This window comes from Streptomyces sp. NPDC048191 (assembly GCF_040652655.1).
Taxonomy (GTDB): Bacteria; Actinomycetota; Actinomycetes; order Streptomycetales; family Streptomycetaceae; genus Streptomyces.
Map to the genome: position 1 here is coordinate 131,291 of NZ_JBEZMO010000016.1, position 14,553 is coordinate 145,843.

16 protein-coding genes are annotated in these 14,553 nt (G+C 73.9%); 10 read left to right on the plus strand and 6 right to left on the minus strand.

All coding sequences use genetic code 11. The features are described from left to right. Nucleotides 1-48: 48 nt before the first annotated feature. A complete protein-coding gene (locus AB0D93_RS25275) occupies nucleotides 49-3,228 on the plus strand; it encodes a cytochrome P450 (RefSeq protein ID WP_362123175.1) in 3,180 nt (1,059 codons plus the stop codon). 124 nt (nucleotides 3,229-3,352) lie between these two features. Next, nucleotides 3,353-4,642: an ROK family protein gene (locus tag AB0D93_RS25280; protein ID WP_362123178.1), complete on the plus strand. Its 1,290-nt coding sequence runs from the start codon at nucleotides 3,353-3,355 to the stop codon at nucleotides 4,640-4,642. 73 nt (nucleotides 4,643-4,715) lie between these two features. Here the strand turns inward: AB0D93_RS25280 and AB0D93_RS25285 are convergent, their stop codons facing one another. Together AB0D93_RS25285 and AB0D93_RS25290 are read right to left on the minus strand one after the other, a co-directional pair. After that, nucleotides 4,716-4,898, minus strand: coding sequence for a hypothetical protein (locus AB0D93_RS25285; RefSeq protein WP_362123181.1), 183 nt, complete (start codon nucleotides 4,896-4,898; stop codon nucleotides 4,716-4,718). Nucleotides 4,899-4,931: 33 nt separating this feature from the next. Next, nucleotides 4,932-5,963 (minus strand): SDR family oxidoreductase, encoded by a 1,032-nt coding sequence (locus tag AB0D93_RS25290; RefSeq protein WP_362123183.1) that lies wholly within the window; start codon nucleotides 5,961-5,963, stop codon nucleotides 4,932-4,934. 177 nt (nucleotides 5,964-6,140) lie between these two features. Between AB0D93_RS25290 and AB0D93_RS25295 the strand changes: the two genes are divergently transcribed. Then, nucleotides 6,141-7,019 (plus strand): alpha/beta hydrolase, encoded by an 879-nt coding sequence (locus tag AB0D93_RS25295; protein ID WP_362123186.1) that lies wholly within the window; start codon nucleotides 6,141-6,143, stop codon nucleotides 7,017-7,019. 248 nt (nucleotides 7,020-7,267) lie between these two features. Here the strand turns inward: AB0D93_RS25295 and AB0D93_RS25300 are convergent, their stop codons facing one another. Both AB0D93_RS25300 and AB0D93_RS25305 read right to left on the minus strand, forming a co-directional pair. Then, complete coding sequence (locus AB0D93_RS25300) at nucleotides 7,268-7,924, minus strand: HAD family hydrolase (RefSeq protein ID WP_362123189.1); 657 nt, start codon at nucleotides 7,922-7,924, stop codon at nucleotides 7,268-7,270. Between the two features lie 49 nt (nucleotides 7,925-7,973). Further along, nucleotides 7,974-9,014, minus strand: coding sequence for a PHP domain-containing protein (locus AB0D93_RS25305; RefSeq protein WP_362123193.1), 1,041 nt, complete (start codon nucleotides 9,012-9,014; stop codon nucleotides 7,974-7,976). Nucleotides 9,015-9,129: 115 nt separating this feature from the next. Here AB0D93_RS25305 and AB0D93_RS25310 point away from each other — a divergent pair, with 115 nt between their 5' ends. From AB0D93_RS25310 to AB0D93_RS25320, 3 genes are all read left to right on the plus strand, one after another. Beyond that, nucleotides 9,130-9,933, plus strand: coding sequence for an SDR family oxidoreductase (locus AB0D93_RS25310; RefSeq protein WP_362123196.1), 804 nt, complete (start codon nucleotides 9,130-9,132; stop codon nucleotides 9,931-9,933). A gap of 10 nt (nucleotides 9,934-9,943) precedes the next feature. Then, nucleotides 9,944-10,342: a hypothetical protein gene (locus AB0D93_RS25315; RefSeq protein ID WP_362123199.1), complete on the plus strand. Its 399-nt coding sequence runs from the start codon at nucleotides 9,944-9,946 to the stop codon at nucleotides 10,340-10,342. A gap of 148 nt (nucleotides 10,343-10,490) precedes the next feature. Next, on the plus strand, nucleotides 10,491-10,736 hold the full coding sequence (locus AB0D93_RS25320; RefSeq protein WP_362123202.1) for a hypothetical protein: 246 nt from the start codon (nucleotides 10,491-10,493) through the stop codon (nucleotides 10,734-10,736). Nucleotides 10,737-10,748: 12 nt separating this feature from the next. Here the strand turns inward: AB0D93_RS25320 and AB0D93_RS25325 are convergent, their stop codons facing one another. Continuing rightward, on the minus strand, nucleotides 10,749-11,984 hold the full coding sequence (locus AB0D93_RS25325; protein ID WP_362123205.1) for an RICIN domain-containing protein: 1,236 nt from the start codon (nucleotides 11,982-11,984) through the stop codon (nucleotides 10,749-10,751). Nucleotides 11,985-12,090: 106 nt separating this feature from the next. Then, nucleotides 12,091-12,648: a VanZ family protein gene (locus tag AB0D93_RS25330; protein ID WP_362123207.1), complete on the minus strand. Its 558-nt coding sequence runs from the start codon at nucleotides 12,646-12,648 to the stop codon at nucleotides 12,091-12,093. A gap of 239 nt (nucleotides 12,649-12,887) precedes the next feature. Between AB0D93_RS25330 and AB0D93_RS25335 the strand changes: the two genes are divergently transcribed. The 4 genes from AB0D93_RS25335 to AB0D93_RS25350 are packed head-to-tail and all read left to right on the plus strand — an operon-like array spanning nucleotide 12,888 to nucleotide 14,547. Next, complete coding sequence (locus AB0D93_RS25335; protein WP_362123209.1) at nucleotides 12,888-13,082, plus strand: hypothetical protein; 195 nt, start codon at nucleotides 12,888-12,890, stop codon at nucleotides 13,080-13,082. Next, on the plus strand, nucleotides 13,079-13,531 hold the full coding sequence (locus AB0D93_RS25340) for an MrpF/PhaF family protein (RefSeq protein ID WP_362123211.1): 453 nt from the start codon (nucleotides 13,079-13,081) through the stop codon (nucleotides 13,529-13,531). Before AB0D93_RS25335 ends, AB0D93_RS25340 begins: the two co-directional genes overlap by 4 nt. A gap of 21 nt (nucleotides 13,532-13,552) precedes the next feature. Next, nucleotides 13,553-13,813: a hydrogenase subunit MbhD domain-containing protein gene (locus AB0D93_RS25345; protein WP_362123213.1), complete on the plus strand. Its 261-nt coding sequence runs from the start codon at nucleotides 13,553-13,555 to the stop codon at nucleotides 13,811-13,813. Continuing rightward, the gene (locus AB0D93_RS25350) at nucleotides 13,810-14,547 is read left to right on the plus strand and encodes an MnhB domain-containing protein (RefSeq protein WP_362123215.1); all 738 of its coding nucleotides are present in this window, start codon (nucleotides 13,810-13,812) and stop codon (nucleotides 14,545-14,547) included. The genes AB0D93_RS25345 and AB0D93_RS25350 overlap by 4 nt, the downstream gene beginning before the upstream one ends. Nucleotides 14,548-14,553 lie beyond the last annotated feature (6 nt).

The window sequence follows — 14,553 nt, forward strand, 5'->3', positions numbered from 1 at the left end:
CTCGGTTACCGCGAGTACTCCGTTACCGCGAAAGGCAGTTGCCGCGTCATGCCCCCCACCGCACTGCACCCCGATCAGGCCGGTACCCTGCCCGGCGTCCCCCTCGTCGACATCAGCGCCACCGGTCCCGGCCGCACCCCACTGCAGCAGATCATGGGCCTGATGCGCACCCACGGTCCGGTGCTGGTGCGCCGGCTGCACGGCCGGGACGCGCTGTTCGTCGCCGACGCAGGCCTGGTCACCGACCTCGCCGACGAGGAGCGGTTCGCCAAGCACATCGGGCCCGCGCTGGAGAACGTGCGCTCCTTCGCCGCCGACGGACTGTTCACGGCGTACAACGAGGAGCCGAACTGGGCCAAGGCGCACGACATCCTGATGCCCGCCTTCGCGCTCGGCTCGATGCGCACCTACCACCCGGTGATGCTCAGGGTGGCCCGCCGGCTCATCGAGTCCTGGGACCGGGCGGCGGGGGACGGGCGGGCCGTGAACGTGCCCGACGACATGACCCGCATGACCCTCGACACCATCGGCCTGGCCGGGTTCGACTACGACTTCGGCTCCTTCGGACGCGAGCAGCCGCACCCGTTCGTGGAGTCGATGGTCCGCTGCCTGGAGTGGAGCATGACCCGCCTGGCCCGCACCCCGGGCCAGGACCACTCGGCGGCCGACGCCGCCTTCCGGGCGGACGCCGACCACCTCGCCCGGGTCGTGGACGACGTCATCGCGTCCCGTGCGGGCACCGACCAGAGCGCTGCCGAGGACCTGCTCGGGCTGATGCTCAGCGCCCCGCACCCGGCCGACGGCACCACGCTGGACGCGGCCAACATCCGCAACCAGGTCATCACCTTCCTGATCGCCGGCCACGAGACGACCTCCGGCGCGATGTCCTTCGCCCTGTACTACCTCACCAAGCACCCGGCCGTACTGCGGCTGGTGCAGCGCGAGGCCGACGCGCTGTGGGGCGATGCGGCCGATCCGGAGCCGACGTACGACGACATCGGCCGCCTTACCTACACCCGCCAGGTACTCAACGAGGCCCTCCGGCTCTGGCCGACGGCTGCCGCGTTCAGCCGGCACGCCCGCGAGGACACCCTGCTCGGCGGCCGGATCCCGCTGGCCGCCGGCCAGGCCGTCACCGTGCTCACCCCGATGCTGCACCGGCAGCCCGTGTGGGGCGACAACCCCGAGCTGTTCGACCCCGAGCGGTTCACCGCCCAGGCGGAGGCGGCCCGCCCGGTGCACGCCTTCAAGCCCTTCGGCACCGGAGAACGCGCCTGCATCGGGCGGCAGTTCGCGCTGCACGAGGCGACCATGCTGCTCGCCATGCTGGTCCACCGCTACCGGCTGCACGACCACGCCGACTACCGGCTCACCGTGAAGGAGACCCTCACCCTCAAGCCCGAGGGATTCACCCTCACCCTCACCCCGCGCACCCCCGCCGACCGTGTCCACGCCCCGCTGCCCGGCGCCGCACGCCCGCAGCAGGACGGCACCGCGGCCCCCGACGCGCTCCCCGCCCGGGTCCGCCCCGGCACCAGCGCCCTCTTCCTGCACGGCAGCAACTACGGCACCTGCCGCGCCTTCGCCGCCCAGCTCGCCGACGAGGCCGCCGCCGTCGGCTGTGCCACCGAGGTCGCCGCCCTGGACGCGTACGCGGACGCACTGCCCACCGACCGGGCCGTCGTCATCACCGCCGCCTCCTACAACGGCCGCCCCACCGACGACGCCGGTGCCTTCACCGCGTGGCTCGACGGCACGCCCGACCTCACCGGCGTGACCTACGCCGTCCTCGGCTTCGGCGACCGCAACTGGGCCGCCACCTACCAGCAGGTCCCCACCCGCGTCGACGCGCGCCTCGCCGAACTGGGCGCCACCCGCCTGACCGAGCGGGCCGCCGCCGACGCCTCCGGCGATCTCACCGGCACCGTGCGGGAGTTCACGGCCCGGCTGCGCGCCGCGCTCCTGACGGAGTACGGCGATCCGGAGGCCACCCCTCCCGAGGCGGACGAACCCCAACACGCCTACGAGGTGCGCACCCTGAGCAGCGGCCCGCTGGACGCCCTCGCCGCCCGGCACGAACTGGTCCCGATGACCGTGACCGAGGCCTACGACCTGACCGCGCCGGACCACCCGCGCACCAAGCGGTTCCTGCGCGTCGCGCTGCCCGAGGGCGTCACCTACCGCACCGCCGACCACCTGACCGTCCTGCCGGCCAACGCCCCGGACCTGGTGGACCGCGCCGTCGCCGCGTTCGGCCTCGACCCCGGCGCGGTCCTCGACATCCGGGCCGGCCGCCCGCGCCGCGACCGCCTCGCCGTGGACCGTCCGCTGACGGCACGCCAGCTCCTCACCCACCACGTCGAGTTGCAGGAGCGGCCCACGGCCCGGCAGCTGACGCTGCTCGCGGAGGCCAACCCCTGCCCGCCCGAGCGTGCCGCCCTCGCCGCCCTGACCGGCGACGACCCGCGCACCCTCGTCGAACTCGCCGAGGACCACCCCGCGCTGCGCGGCGCCCTCGGCTGGCCGCTGCTGCTCGACCTGCTCACCCCGCTGCGGCCCCGGCACTACTCGGTGTCCTCCTCCCCGGCCGTCGACCCGGGTCATGTCGACCTCATGGTCTCCGTCCTCGACGCACCCGCCCGCTCGGGCCGGGGCCGCTACCGGGGCACGGGCTCCGGCCACCTCGCCTCCCTCGCGGCCGGCGACACCGTGTACGCCCGGATCCAGCCCTGCCGCGAGGTGTTCCGCATCGACGGTTCGGCGCCGGTCGTGATGATCGCCGCCGGCACCGGACTCGCCCCGTTCCGCGGCGCCGTCGCCGACCGCACGGCGGCCCGTTCGGCGGGAGCCGAACTCCCGCCCGCGCTGCTCTACTTCGGCTGTGACGCTCCCGGCGCCGACTTCCTGCACGCCGGGGAACTGCGGGCGGCGGAGGCGGCCGGCGCGGTCTCGCTGCGCCCGGCCTTCAGCGCCGCCCCGGAGAACGGCGCCGCCTTCGTGCAGCACCGCATCGCCGCCGAGGCCGACGAGATCTGGCGGCTGCTGGACTCCGGCGCCCGGGTCCACGTGTGCGGCGACGGCGCCCGGATGGCGCCGGGGGTCCGCGAGGCGTTCCGTACCCTGTACCGGGAGCGGACGCCCGGCAGCGACGAGACGGCGGCCCGCCGCTGGCTCGACTCGCTGGTGGCGGACGGGAGGTACGTGGAGGACGTGTACGCGGCCGGGTGAGCCAGGCTGCGCAGGGCCGCGGGATGCTTAGCTCAGGCCGTGAACTAAGGCCTGGGGGAATCTCGCGTTCCGACTGCCCGAAGGGGTATGTTGCAGGTCGGGCAGGGTTCGTGAAGGGAGCGGTATGGCGGGGCGTAACGGACGCACGGTGCGCGACCTCAGGCGGGGCAACCGCACGGCCGTGCTGCAGAAGCTGTACTTCGACGGCCCGCTCAGCCGCTTCGAACTGGGGCCGGCCACCGGTCTGAGCTCCGGCTCGGTCAGCAACGTGGTCGCGGACCTGATCGCGGACGGCCTGGTCGAGGAGGCCGGCAGCGTCGACTCCGACGGCGGCCGGCCCCGCACCCTCTTGCGCGTCGCCCCGGACAGCGGCCAGCTGATCGGCGTCGACGTCGGCGAGACCCGGGTCCGCGTCGAGCTGTTCGACCTGGCCCTGACCGAACTGGCCCGTACCGAGCGCCGGTTGGCGCCGCAGGGTTACGACGTCGAGGTGATCGCCGGTCACATCCGCGACGGCATCGCCGAGGTGCTCGGCGCCGAACGGGCCGCGCCCGAGCGGCTGCTCGGCGTCGGCGTCGGCGTCCCCGGAATCGTCGAGCACGCGGCGGACCAGGGCGCCGTCGTCCACGGACAGACCATCGGCTGGGACGCGGTCCCGCTGGAGCGGCTGCTCCGCTCCGCCTCACAGCTGCCCGACGAGATCCCGTACTTCATCGACAACGGCGCCAAGACCCTGGGCCAGGCCGAGATGTGGTTCGGCGCGGGGCGCGGCGCCCGCAACGCCGTGGTCGTCCTCTTCGGTTCCGGCGTCGGCGCCTGCGTGGTCACCCCCGAGGTGGAGAACGGCCGGGCCGTCGAGTGGGGGCACCTGACCGTACGGGTGCGCGGGCGCCGCTGCCGCTGCGGTGCGCCCGGCTGCCTGGAGGCCTACGCGGGTGCCGAGTCGCTGCTCGCCCGCTGGCGCGAGGACGGCGGACGGCCGCCCGAGGGCACCGACGAGGAGACCGCCCTCACCGCGATGCTCGCCGCCGCCTACCCGCCCGAGGGCGCCGAGCCCGACGCGATCGCGTTGGCCGTGCTGGAGGAGACCGCGGAGTACCTCGGGGCCGGCCTGTCCGACCTGATCAACCTCTTCCAGCCGGAGCGGATCCTCATCGGCGGCTGGGCCGGGCTCCAGCTCGGCGCCCGCTTCCTGCCCGCCGTACGCCGGCACGCGACGACGTACGCGCTGCGCCATCCGGCCGACAAGGTGACCATCGACCTCGGCCGGCTCGGCCCGGACGCCGTCACCGTCGGTGCCGCGATCCTGCCGCTGGCCGACTTCTTCGCGAGCGGCGGCCGCCGTCCCGAACCGATCACCGAGGACCGGCTGCCCGCGTGGCGCGCCGCGCTCCGGCAGCGGGCCCCACACTGAACGACCGCTCGGCATCCGGCAGTTGAGGCACCGGGGAGCCACGGCCGCCCGCAGCCGAGGCGCTGCCCGCCGCTCAGGCCGGCGGTTCGTCCCGGCCGGGCGCGTCCTCGGCGGGGGTCTTGTCGTCCTCGGACGGCTCGTCCGGCGTGATCTCCCAGCGATCCTCGCCGGCGCCCGCCTGCTGGTCGGGCATGTCCCTCGGCACCGGCCCCGCTCCCGGGTGCCGGCCCGGCTCGGGCTCACGTTCTGCGGCCATGGCGTTCTCCCCTCGGCCCGGGCGTACGGCGCGTCAGCCGACCTTCCGCCCGCGCAGTGGTTCGGTGTCCATCCCCGCGCCCTTCTGCAGGCCGTCGAGGAACTCCTGCAGCACCTCGGTCGCCGTGCGGCGCGGCTGCCAGCCCAGCTCGGTGTGCGCCCGGCCGCAGTCCATGAGCGGCAGCCGCAGCACGGCGTCGAACAGGTGCGGTGAGGCCGGCAGCAGATGCAGCCCCCAGGCGGCGGCGATCGCCGACCGGGCCGCCGTACGGGGCAGTCGTACCGGGCGGCTGCCCAGCAGTTCGGCGAGGACCGCCGCGTCGAGCGGCGGGTCCGCGGCGAGGTTGAAGGCGCCGCGGGCGCTGTCCGTGTGCACCGCGAGCCGGTAGGCCTCCGCGGCGTCGTCCGTGTGCAGCGCCTGCACCCTGAGCCCCGGGACGTCCGGGAGGAACGGCAGCAGCTCCGGCCGGGCCAGCGGGCCCGGCAGGAACCGCCCGCCGAAGATCCGCCGCTGCTCGCTCGCCGACTGCCACTTGAACAGGAACGCCGGGCGCATCCGCACCACCCGCACCTCGGGATGGTCCCGCTCGAACGTGTCCAGCGCCCGCTCCAGATAGGCCTTCTCCCGGCAGTACGCGGCGTCCGGCCAGCCGTGCGTCGGCCAGGACTCGTCCACCGCGCGGTCCTTCGGGCCCGGCGAGTACGCGCCCACGGAGGAGGCGTGCACCAGCACCGGCACCCGCGCCGCGGCGACCGCCTCGAACACCCGGATGCCGCCGAGCACATTGGTCCGCCAGGTGGCCGCCGGATCGTGCGTCGGCTGGAACGCCCAGGCCAGATGGACCACCGCGTCCGCGCCCTCGCACCGCTCCGCGAGGTTCGCCCCGTCGGAGGCGAGGTCGACCGCGGCCCACTCGGTCTTCGGCGGCGACCACCGCGGCGTGCGCCGGGCAAGTCCGCGCACCGACTTGATCCCGGGGTCCTCCGAGAGCAGCCGTACGACACTCGTGCCGACGTTGCCGGTGGCGCCCGTGACGACGACCCTGCTGCCCGCTGCGCTGCTCACCTTCGGCTCCTCTCGGCCCACGGTTCGGCGGACGGCCGGGTACCCGGGCCCGGGCGCGCGCACACCCGGCCATGACGTGAGGGGTAATCGACCGGTGCCCGCGGTCCGGGCAGCATCGACGACGTCAGCGCGACCGAACCGCGGCGCACCTGGCCCGGACAGCCCGAGGAGGCACCCATGCCGTACTACGAGAGCCCCGTCGACGGCACCCGTCTGCACTACGTCGACCACGGCCCCGCCACCGGACCCGTCGCCGTCTTCGTCTCCAGTGCCTATCTGGGCCACGAGATGTGGGAGTACCAGATGCTGCCCCTCGCGGAGGCCGGGTACCGTTGCGTCGCCCTGGACCGGCGCGGCCACGGCCGCTCCGACGACACCTGGTCCGGCTACGACCTCGACACCCTCGCCGACGACGTGCACGGTCTGCTCGACCACCTCGGCCTGCGTGAGGTCACGCTGATCGGTCACTCCGTCGGCAGCGGCGAGGTGATCCGCTGCGTGACCCGGCACGGGCTCGGCCGCGTGGCCCGGGTCGCCCTCGTCGCGGGAGTCAGCCCCGGGGTCGTCCGCTCGCCGGGCACTCCGGACGGGGTGGACCCCGAGGCCGTGCGGGCCGACGACGAGGTGTTCCGGCGGGACCGGGCGGCGTACTTCACCGCTCTGGCCGACGACTTCTTCGCCGCCCACCTGCCGGGCAACGAGATGTCCCCGCCCTACGTCCGCTATCTGATCGACCGCTGTCTGAGCGCCACCCCGCGTGCCGCGAACGGCGTCCGGGCCGTGGTGGCGGCCCTGGATCTGAGCGCCGAGCTGCCCGCGCTGGACCTGCCGGTGCTGGTCGTGCACGGCACCCACGACACCTCCGCTCCGCTGGAGCTCACCGGTGAGCGGGCGGCCCGGCTGGTGCCGGACGGCACCCTGAAGGTGTACGAGAACGCCGGACACGGCCTGTTCGCCACGCATGCCGCACGGCTCACGGCCGACCTGCGGGAGTTCGTCGCGGCCGGCGCCGGCCGCACCGCCGAGCCGGCGCGCTCCGGCTCGGCCCGCCGGTGACCAGCCGGTGGGCACGGGAAAGCCCCGGCCGTGACGGGGGAATCACGACCGGGGCGGTCGGGTGGTGGGCACGGATGGCGGTCGCCTCTCGGCGAAAGGCTCCACAGGGCTTCAGCCGAACGATCGTCCCTGTGGGCGAAGGGTGAGGCCCGGGGACACTGTCCCATCCGTACCCACGCCTTGTTCAACGGGCAACAACCCCGTGGCGTTCCGGCCGGTCATGTGACCCGCACCACTCCGCGTGGTGCTCAGTCCAGCGGGCTTCCGGCGAGCCGTTCCAGCAGGTCGGCGGGGTCGGCGTAGACCGCCTCGGCCCCCGCCTCCTCCAGGTCGGCCCGGGGAATCCCACCGCACAGCACCCCCACACAGCGCACCCCGGCCCTGCTGCCCGCCCGCATGTCCCACACGGTGTCCCCGACGAACACCGCCCGCGAGGCCGGCACCCCGGCCAGCTCCAGCGCGTGTTCCACGGGCTCTGGGGCGGGCTTGCCCTCCCGCACGTCCTCCGCGCTCGCCGTGTCCGTGATCGCGTCGTCGGCGTCGATGGCCCGGCGCAGCGCGCCCAGCTCGGCGCCGCTCGCCGAGGTGGCGAGGACCACCGTCCAGCCGCCCCGGCGCAGCCGGCGCAGCAGCTCCCCGGCCTTCGGCAGGGCGGGCAGCCGGTCGAAGTACTGGCCGTACAGGGCCTTGTGGGCGGCGCTCAGCGCGCCGTCCTGATCCGTGTCGCGGCCGTCACCGAGCAGGTGGGCGATCAGGTCCGTGGAGCCGAGGCCGACGGCCCGGTGCACCGCGTGCATGGGCACGTCGTGTCCGGCCTGCCGGAAGGCCTCCCACCAGGTGACGACGTGCAGGTGGTTGGTGTCGACGAGGGTCCCGTCGACGTCGAAGACGGCGGCTCGCTCCATTGGGGTCCTTTCTGGCTCGGGCGTGCGGCCGGGTACCACGCCGGCCAGGTCAGGAACCCGCCGCGCGCGCCGGGACCCGGCCCTGACGGGTCCAGGCCAGCAGCTCGTCGGCGGACCAGGTGGTCACCACGCGCTCCGCAGGCACCCCGCACTCCTCGGCCCGGGCGCAGCCGAGGATCTGCCAGTCCAGCTGGCCGGGCGCGTGCGCGTCGGTGTCGACGGAGAACAGCACCCCCGCCTCCACGGCCCGGCGCAGCAGCCGGCGGGGCGGGTCCAGCCGCTCGGGCCGGCTGTTGATCTCCACGGCCGTCCCCGACTCGGCGCAGGCGGCGAACACCTGGTCCGCGTCGAACTCCGACTCCGGCCGCCCCCGGCCCGTGACCAGGCGGCCGGTGCAGTGCCCGAGCACGTCGGCGTGCGGATTGCGTACGGCGGCCACCATCCGCCGCGTCATCGAGCGGGCGTCCATCCGCAGCTTGGAGTGCACGGACACCACGACCACGTCCAGCCGCTCCAGCAGCTCCGGTTCCTGGTCCAGCGAGCCGTCCTCGAGGATGTCGCACTCGATGCCGGTCAGCAGCCGGAACGGCGCCCATCGCGCGTTCAGCCCGGCCACCACCTCCAGTTGCTCGCGCAGCCGTTCCGGCGACAGGCCGCGGGCCACGGTCAACCGGGGCGAGTGGTCGGTGAGGGCCGTCCACTCGTGTCCGAGCCCGGCCGCAGTCCGGCCCATCTCCTCGATCGGGCTGCCCCCGTCGGACCAGTCCGAGTGCGTGTGACAGTCCCCACGGATCCGCGCCCGGAGCCCGGCCCCGGCGCCCTCGGCCGGAGCCCTGCCGCTGTCCTCCTCCAGCTTGCGCAGATAACCGGGCACCTCCCCGGTCAACGCCTCCCGCACCACCTGGGCGGTCTTCGGCCCGACCCCCTTGAGCGACTCCAGGGTGCCGGCGGCGGCCCGCTCGGCGATCTCCCCCTCGGGCAGCGCGGCAAGTGTCCGGGAGGCGGTGCGAAAGGCCTTCACCCGGTAGGTGGGCGCGAGCGACCGCTCCAGCAGGAAGGCAATCCGGTCCAGAGCCGCGACGGGATCCATGCCACCCAGGGTGCCCGAGGCGCCCCGAAGAGGCGCGGCGACGCCACTCGTTTGCCCACCCGGCCCCCGGGTACTGCGGTGACGCGTCCGGTGACACACGGCAGGGAGGCTCGCCATGTCCACACCAGCCGCGCGGCGCACGGCGCTGATAACCGGCGCGGACTCCGGGATCGGCCGGGCCACCGCCGTACGCCTGGCCGAGGCGGGCCTGGACATCGGCATCACCTGGCACACCGACGACAAGGGCGCCGAGCGGACGGCGGCGGAAGTGCGCGCCGCGGGCCGCCGCGCCGTGGTCGCCCGGCTGGACCTCACCCGGCTGCCCGAGGCCGCCGACACCGTCGACGAGCTGTGCGCCGAACTCGGCCGTGTCGACGTCCTGGTCAACAACGCCGGCACCGGCACCATGACCCCCTACCTGGACCTGACCCTGGCGGACGTGCGCCGGGTCCTGGACGTCGACCTCGTCGGCCCCTTCGTGTGCGGGCAGCACGCGGCACGGCGGATGATCCGGCAGGGCGACGGCGGCCGGATCGTCAACGTCACCTCCGTGCACGAACACCAGCCCCGGGTCGGCGCGGCGCCGTACTGCGCGGCCAAGGGCGGACTCGGCCTGCTGACCCAGGTGATGGCGCTGGAACTGGCCGAGTACGGCATCACCGTGAACGCGGTCGCGCCCGGCGAGATCGCCACCCCGATGACCGGGCAGGAGGACACCGACGTGCACACCGAACGCCGGCCCGGCGTGCCGCTCGGACGCCCCGGCGACGCCCGTGAGGTCGCCGCCGTGATCGCCTTCCTGGCGAGCCCGGACGCCTCGTACGTCACCGGCGCCTCCTGGAGCGTCGACGGCGGCATGCTCCGGATGGGCCCGCAGGCCGGGTCCCATCTGACCAGCGACGACTGGCGCCGTCCCTGAGGCCGGGGCCATGCGGCTGCGCACCAGTTCCTGCGACGGCCCCGGCTACCGGCGCATCCGCTGCGGCCGGGGGTTCCGCTACGCCGACAGCCGCGGCGAGCCCCTGACCGACCCCGAGCGGCTCGCCCGGATCCGTGCCCTGACCATCCCGCCCGCCTGGCGTGACGTATGGATCTGCCCCTGGCCCAACGGCCACCCGCAGGCCGTCGGCACGGACGACGCCGGGCGCCGCCAGTACCTGTACCACGAGCGGATCCGGGCCGAGCAGGAGATGGCCAAGCACGAGCACGTGCGGCAGGTCGCGCGGGCCCTGCGCGAGCGGCGCGCGAAGGTGTCGGTCGGCCCGGCGGGCCGCGGACTGAGCCGGCACCGGGTCACGCGGTCTTCGAGCTGTTCGAAGAGGACGTGACCATCGCCCCCGTGCTCACCCGGCTGGGGGAACACGGGGACTTCGGGCGTCCTGCCACCCAGGGAGCGGTCGAGGCGGCGGTACTCGATCTTCTGGACGGCCGCCGTGGATGACTCGTCGGCCCGCGATGAGTTCTAGGCTCTATTGCATGACCGAACAAGCAGCTCCCCACATCTCCCATCCGCGGATCCTCGTGCTCGGAGTGTGCCCGGGCAAACCCGGCGAGCGGCCCTTCAGGATCATGGAGATCGACGGTCAGGTGATCGGTGAGGCCAGGACCGTCACGGACGTGCTGGAGGCCGCCGCCTCCTACGGCATCACCATCCATGACCTGGACGACCCCGACGTGGTCCGCTGGGTCGGCGGGGACAAGTACACCTGGACGCTGCGCTGAGCGGGACGCGGCTCAGCCGACGCTCCACTTCTGGTTGGCCCCGCCCGAGCACGTCCAGATCTGCAGGCGCGTGCCGTTGGCCGAGTTGTTCCCGGTGACGTCCAGGCACTTGTTCGCCTGCGGGTTGACGATGTCGTTCGCCCCGGTGACCGTCCACTTCTGGTTCGGGCCGCCGGTGCAGTCCCACAGCTGGACCGTCGAGCCGTCCGCGGTGCCGTTGCCCGTGACGTCCAGGCACTTGCCGAGCGCGCGGATCGTGCCGTCCGAGCCGACCGTCCACTGTTGCGCGGCCGTGCCGTTGCAGTCGTAGAGCTGCACCGGTGTGCCGTTCGCGGAGTTCGCGCCGGCCACGTCCGCACACTTGCCGGCCAGGCCGCGGATCGGCACCCCGGCCGCGCTGTTGCTCGTCGTCACCGACACCGAGTCCACCACCAGTTGCTGCGGGAACTGGGTGCTCGCGTCCGGGTCGCCCGGCCAGTAGCCGCCCACGGCCAGGTTCAGGATCAGGAAGAACGGCTTGTTGTCGTACACCCAGGTCTTCCCGCCCAGGTCGGCGGGGGTGCGCCGCTCGTAGACGTTCCCGTCCACGGACCAGGTGATCGAGCCGGGGGACCAGTCGACGGCGAAGGTGTGGAAGGCGTCCGCGAAGGCCTGCCCGTTCGGCAGGGTGTAGGCCGCGCCGATGCCGCCGGAGCCGGAGTATCCGGGGCCGTGGATGGTGCCATGCACGGTCGAGGGCTCGAAGCCGACGTTCTCCATCACGTCGATCTCGCCCGAGTCCGGCCAGTTCACCGGCGTGCCGAGCATCCAGAAGGCCGGCCACATGCCCTGCCCCCGCGGGATCTTCATCCGCGCCTCGACGTGCCCGTACTGGGCGTTGAACTTGCCCGACGTGTTCAGCCGGGCGGAGGTGTACTGACAGGTGCCGTACCAGCACTGGTAGCCGGCCGGGTTCTCCTTGCGGGCCGTGATGACCAGGTGGCCCTGGCCGTCCAGGGCCGCGTTGTGCGTCCCGGACGTGTAGTACTCCCGCTCGTGGTTGTTGACGTTGTCGCCGGTCTCCAGATTCCACTTCGAGGAGTCGACCGCGGAGCCCGCGGGCCCGTCGAAGTTGTCCGAGAAGGTGCTGACGGTCGCGGCCGTCGGCACGGCGGTCCGGGCCCGCACCGGACCGACGGCGGCGGAACCGACCAGTGCGGCGGACAGGGCGGCGAGGAGACATCTGCGGAGCAGGCGCGGCGAGACCATGGCTCTCCGTTCGGCGTGGGGGGTGAGATGCCTCTTGATTTAAGGAGTGAGAAAAGAGGGCGTCAATACTCTGGTACGGGCCTGTTGTTGACGACACATCAGATGATCACTCGGCGCCCGGTGCGCGCACCCGCCGGTGCACCGCCCGCCCGAGCCGCCGCCCCAGCAGCAGCCAGCCGAGCAGTGCGCCGGCCGTGTTGAGCAGGACGTCGTCGATGTCGAAGGCCCGCCCGGTGACCAGTGCCCCCTGCACCAGCTCCACCATCAGCATCACCAGCGCCGTGAGCGCCAGTACCCGGAACATCCCCCGGGCGCGCGGCGCGAGGACCGGCACCAGCACCCCGAACGGGACGCCGAGCAGCAGGTTCCCGCCGATCTGCTTCACCGCGTCCGCCGTCCGCGCCTGCTCCAGATAGGCACGCAGGGAGCGGCCCGGGTGCAGGTTGCTGTGCGTCAGGTGCACCGACGCGGGTGACGGCTCGAGCGTGATCCGGGCCAGGACGGCGGCGAACGCCACCATGCAGCCGAAGGCGACCAGCATGGCCAGCAGTCGCAGGGGCAGGGGGAGCGCGTGCCGCGCGGCCGACGGGCGGGCCCCTTCGGCCGACTTCCGCTTCGTCGGCGCACGCAGCACGGCGGGCAGCCGCGGGACGGTACGGGCCATGAGGTCCTCCAACGGTGAACTTCCCTGATTCGTAAGGCGGTTACCCGGCAACCGGTCCGGGATGCCGCGGTCCTGACGGCTCCGGCGCGCGCCGGTGTTTCCGTTCACGCTCCCGGGGCACTCCGGCTGCGGACCCGCGCGCCGCCGCCCCTCCCTGGGCCCGGCGGTGCTTGGATGCCCGAGCGGCGTATCGGACACATCGCCGCACATGCGTGCAGAGCGGACCGAGGAGGCGGTCGATGACCCGGCGTACGGCCCCGCGCGCGGTCCTCCTCGCCATCGGTGAACTCCTGGCCTGGTGGGGCGCGCTGACGCTGCTGTGGCTGGTGCTCATCACGCCGGTCTACCCGCTGGAGTGGGTCGTCGGCGGGAGCTCCGCGGCCGTCGGGGCACTGCTGGCACGGGCCGGCCGACGGGCGGTGACCTGGCGGTGAACGGCTGGATCCTCGTGGCGAGCGTCGAACTGGGCGCGGGTGGGGCGGCCGCCCTGTGGGGCGTCACCACCGGCCCGCCCGCCCGCCGGGTCGTCGCGCAGAACATGACCACCCCGGTGCTGTGCCCGGCCCTGCTGCTGCTCTCCCAGGGCTACGGCCGCCCGTCCTACGTCGACCTCGCCCTGCTGCTGGCCCTGCTCGGCCCGATCGGCACCCTCGTCTTCGCCCGGCTCCTCTCCGACGACCTGGAAGGCGAGCGCCCGAGCGCCTGGGGACTGACCTGGACCGCCGCGGGCCTGAGCGCGGCGGTCGTGGCCGCCGTCTGCGCCGCCACCGGCCCGGGCCGGGCGATGGCCAAACTGCTGGTGGTCGGCGCCCTCCTGATCGCCGGCAACGTGATCGCCTCGCGCGCGCTGGCGGGCGGATTCCGGGGGGTGCGGGGTGGCTGACACCGTCCGGGGAGGTGCGGCATGGACGACGCCGTGATCGTCGTCGCGCTGCTGCTGGTGGCCGCCTGCGCCACCGCGGCCGTGGCCCAGCGCGACCCCGCCCGCCAGGCGCTGGTGCTGTCCGTGCTCGGGTCCGTCCTGGCCGTGCTGTTCACCGTGCTCCAGGCGCCGGACGTGGGCCTGTCCCAGCTGGCCGTCGGCTCCGCCCTGACCCCGCTGCTGATCATGCTGTCGGTGCGCAAGGTCAGACGCCGCGGCCGGCCCAAGGACGGTGCGCGGTGAAACGGCTCCGGCTCGTCCTGCTGGCCGTCGGCGGCGCCGGCGTCGCCGCCCTGCTCGTCGCCGCCTGCCTCGACCTGCCCGCCTTCGGCGGCCGCAGCCACCCCTACGGCACCCGGGCCGTGCACGCCTCCCTCAGCCGGCACACCGCCAACACCATCGCCTCCGTCAACTTCGACCAGCGCGCCTACGACACCCTCGGCGAGATGAGCATCCTGTTCGCCGCCGTCCTCGGCTGCGTGGTGCTGCTGCGCGAGGCCCGTGGCGAGCACCGGGAACAGCCGCAACCCGCCGACGTGGCCCGGCCGGTGCGCCGCTACGCGCTGCTGGTGCTGCCCGTCGCCCTGGTCACCGGCCTCTACGTGATCGCGCACGGCCAGCTGAGTCCCGGCGGCGGTTTCCAGGGCGGGGTCGTCGCCGCGACCGCCCTGCACCTGCTGTACCTCGGCGCCGACTACCGCGCGTTGGAACGGGTCCGCCCGCTCGCCGTCTACGAGGCCTCCGACGCGCTCGCCGTCTCCTCCTACCTCGCGCTGGGCCTCGCCGGAGTCTTCGCCGGCACCGCCTTCCTGGCCAACACGCTGCTGCCGTACGGCACGTTCAACACCCTGTCCTCCGGCGGCATCGTCCCCCTGCTGAACGCGGCCATCGGCGTGGAGGTGGCGAGCGCGGTCGTCGTCCTGCTCGCCAACTTCCTCGACCAGGCCGTCGAGATCGAGGAGGAAGACGGGAGTTGAGAACAC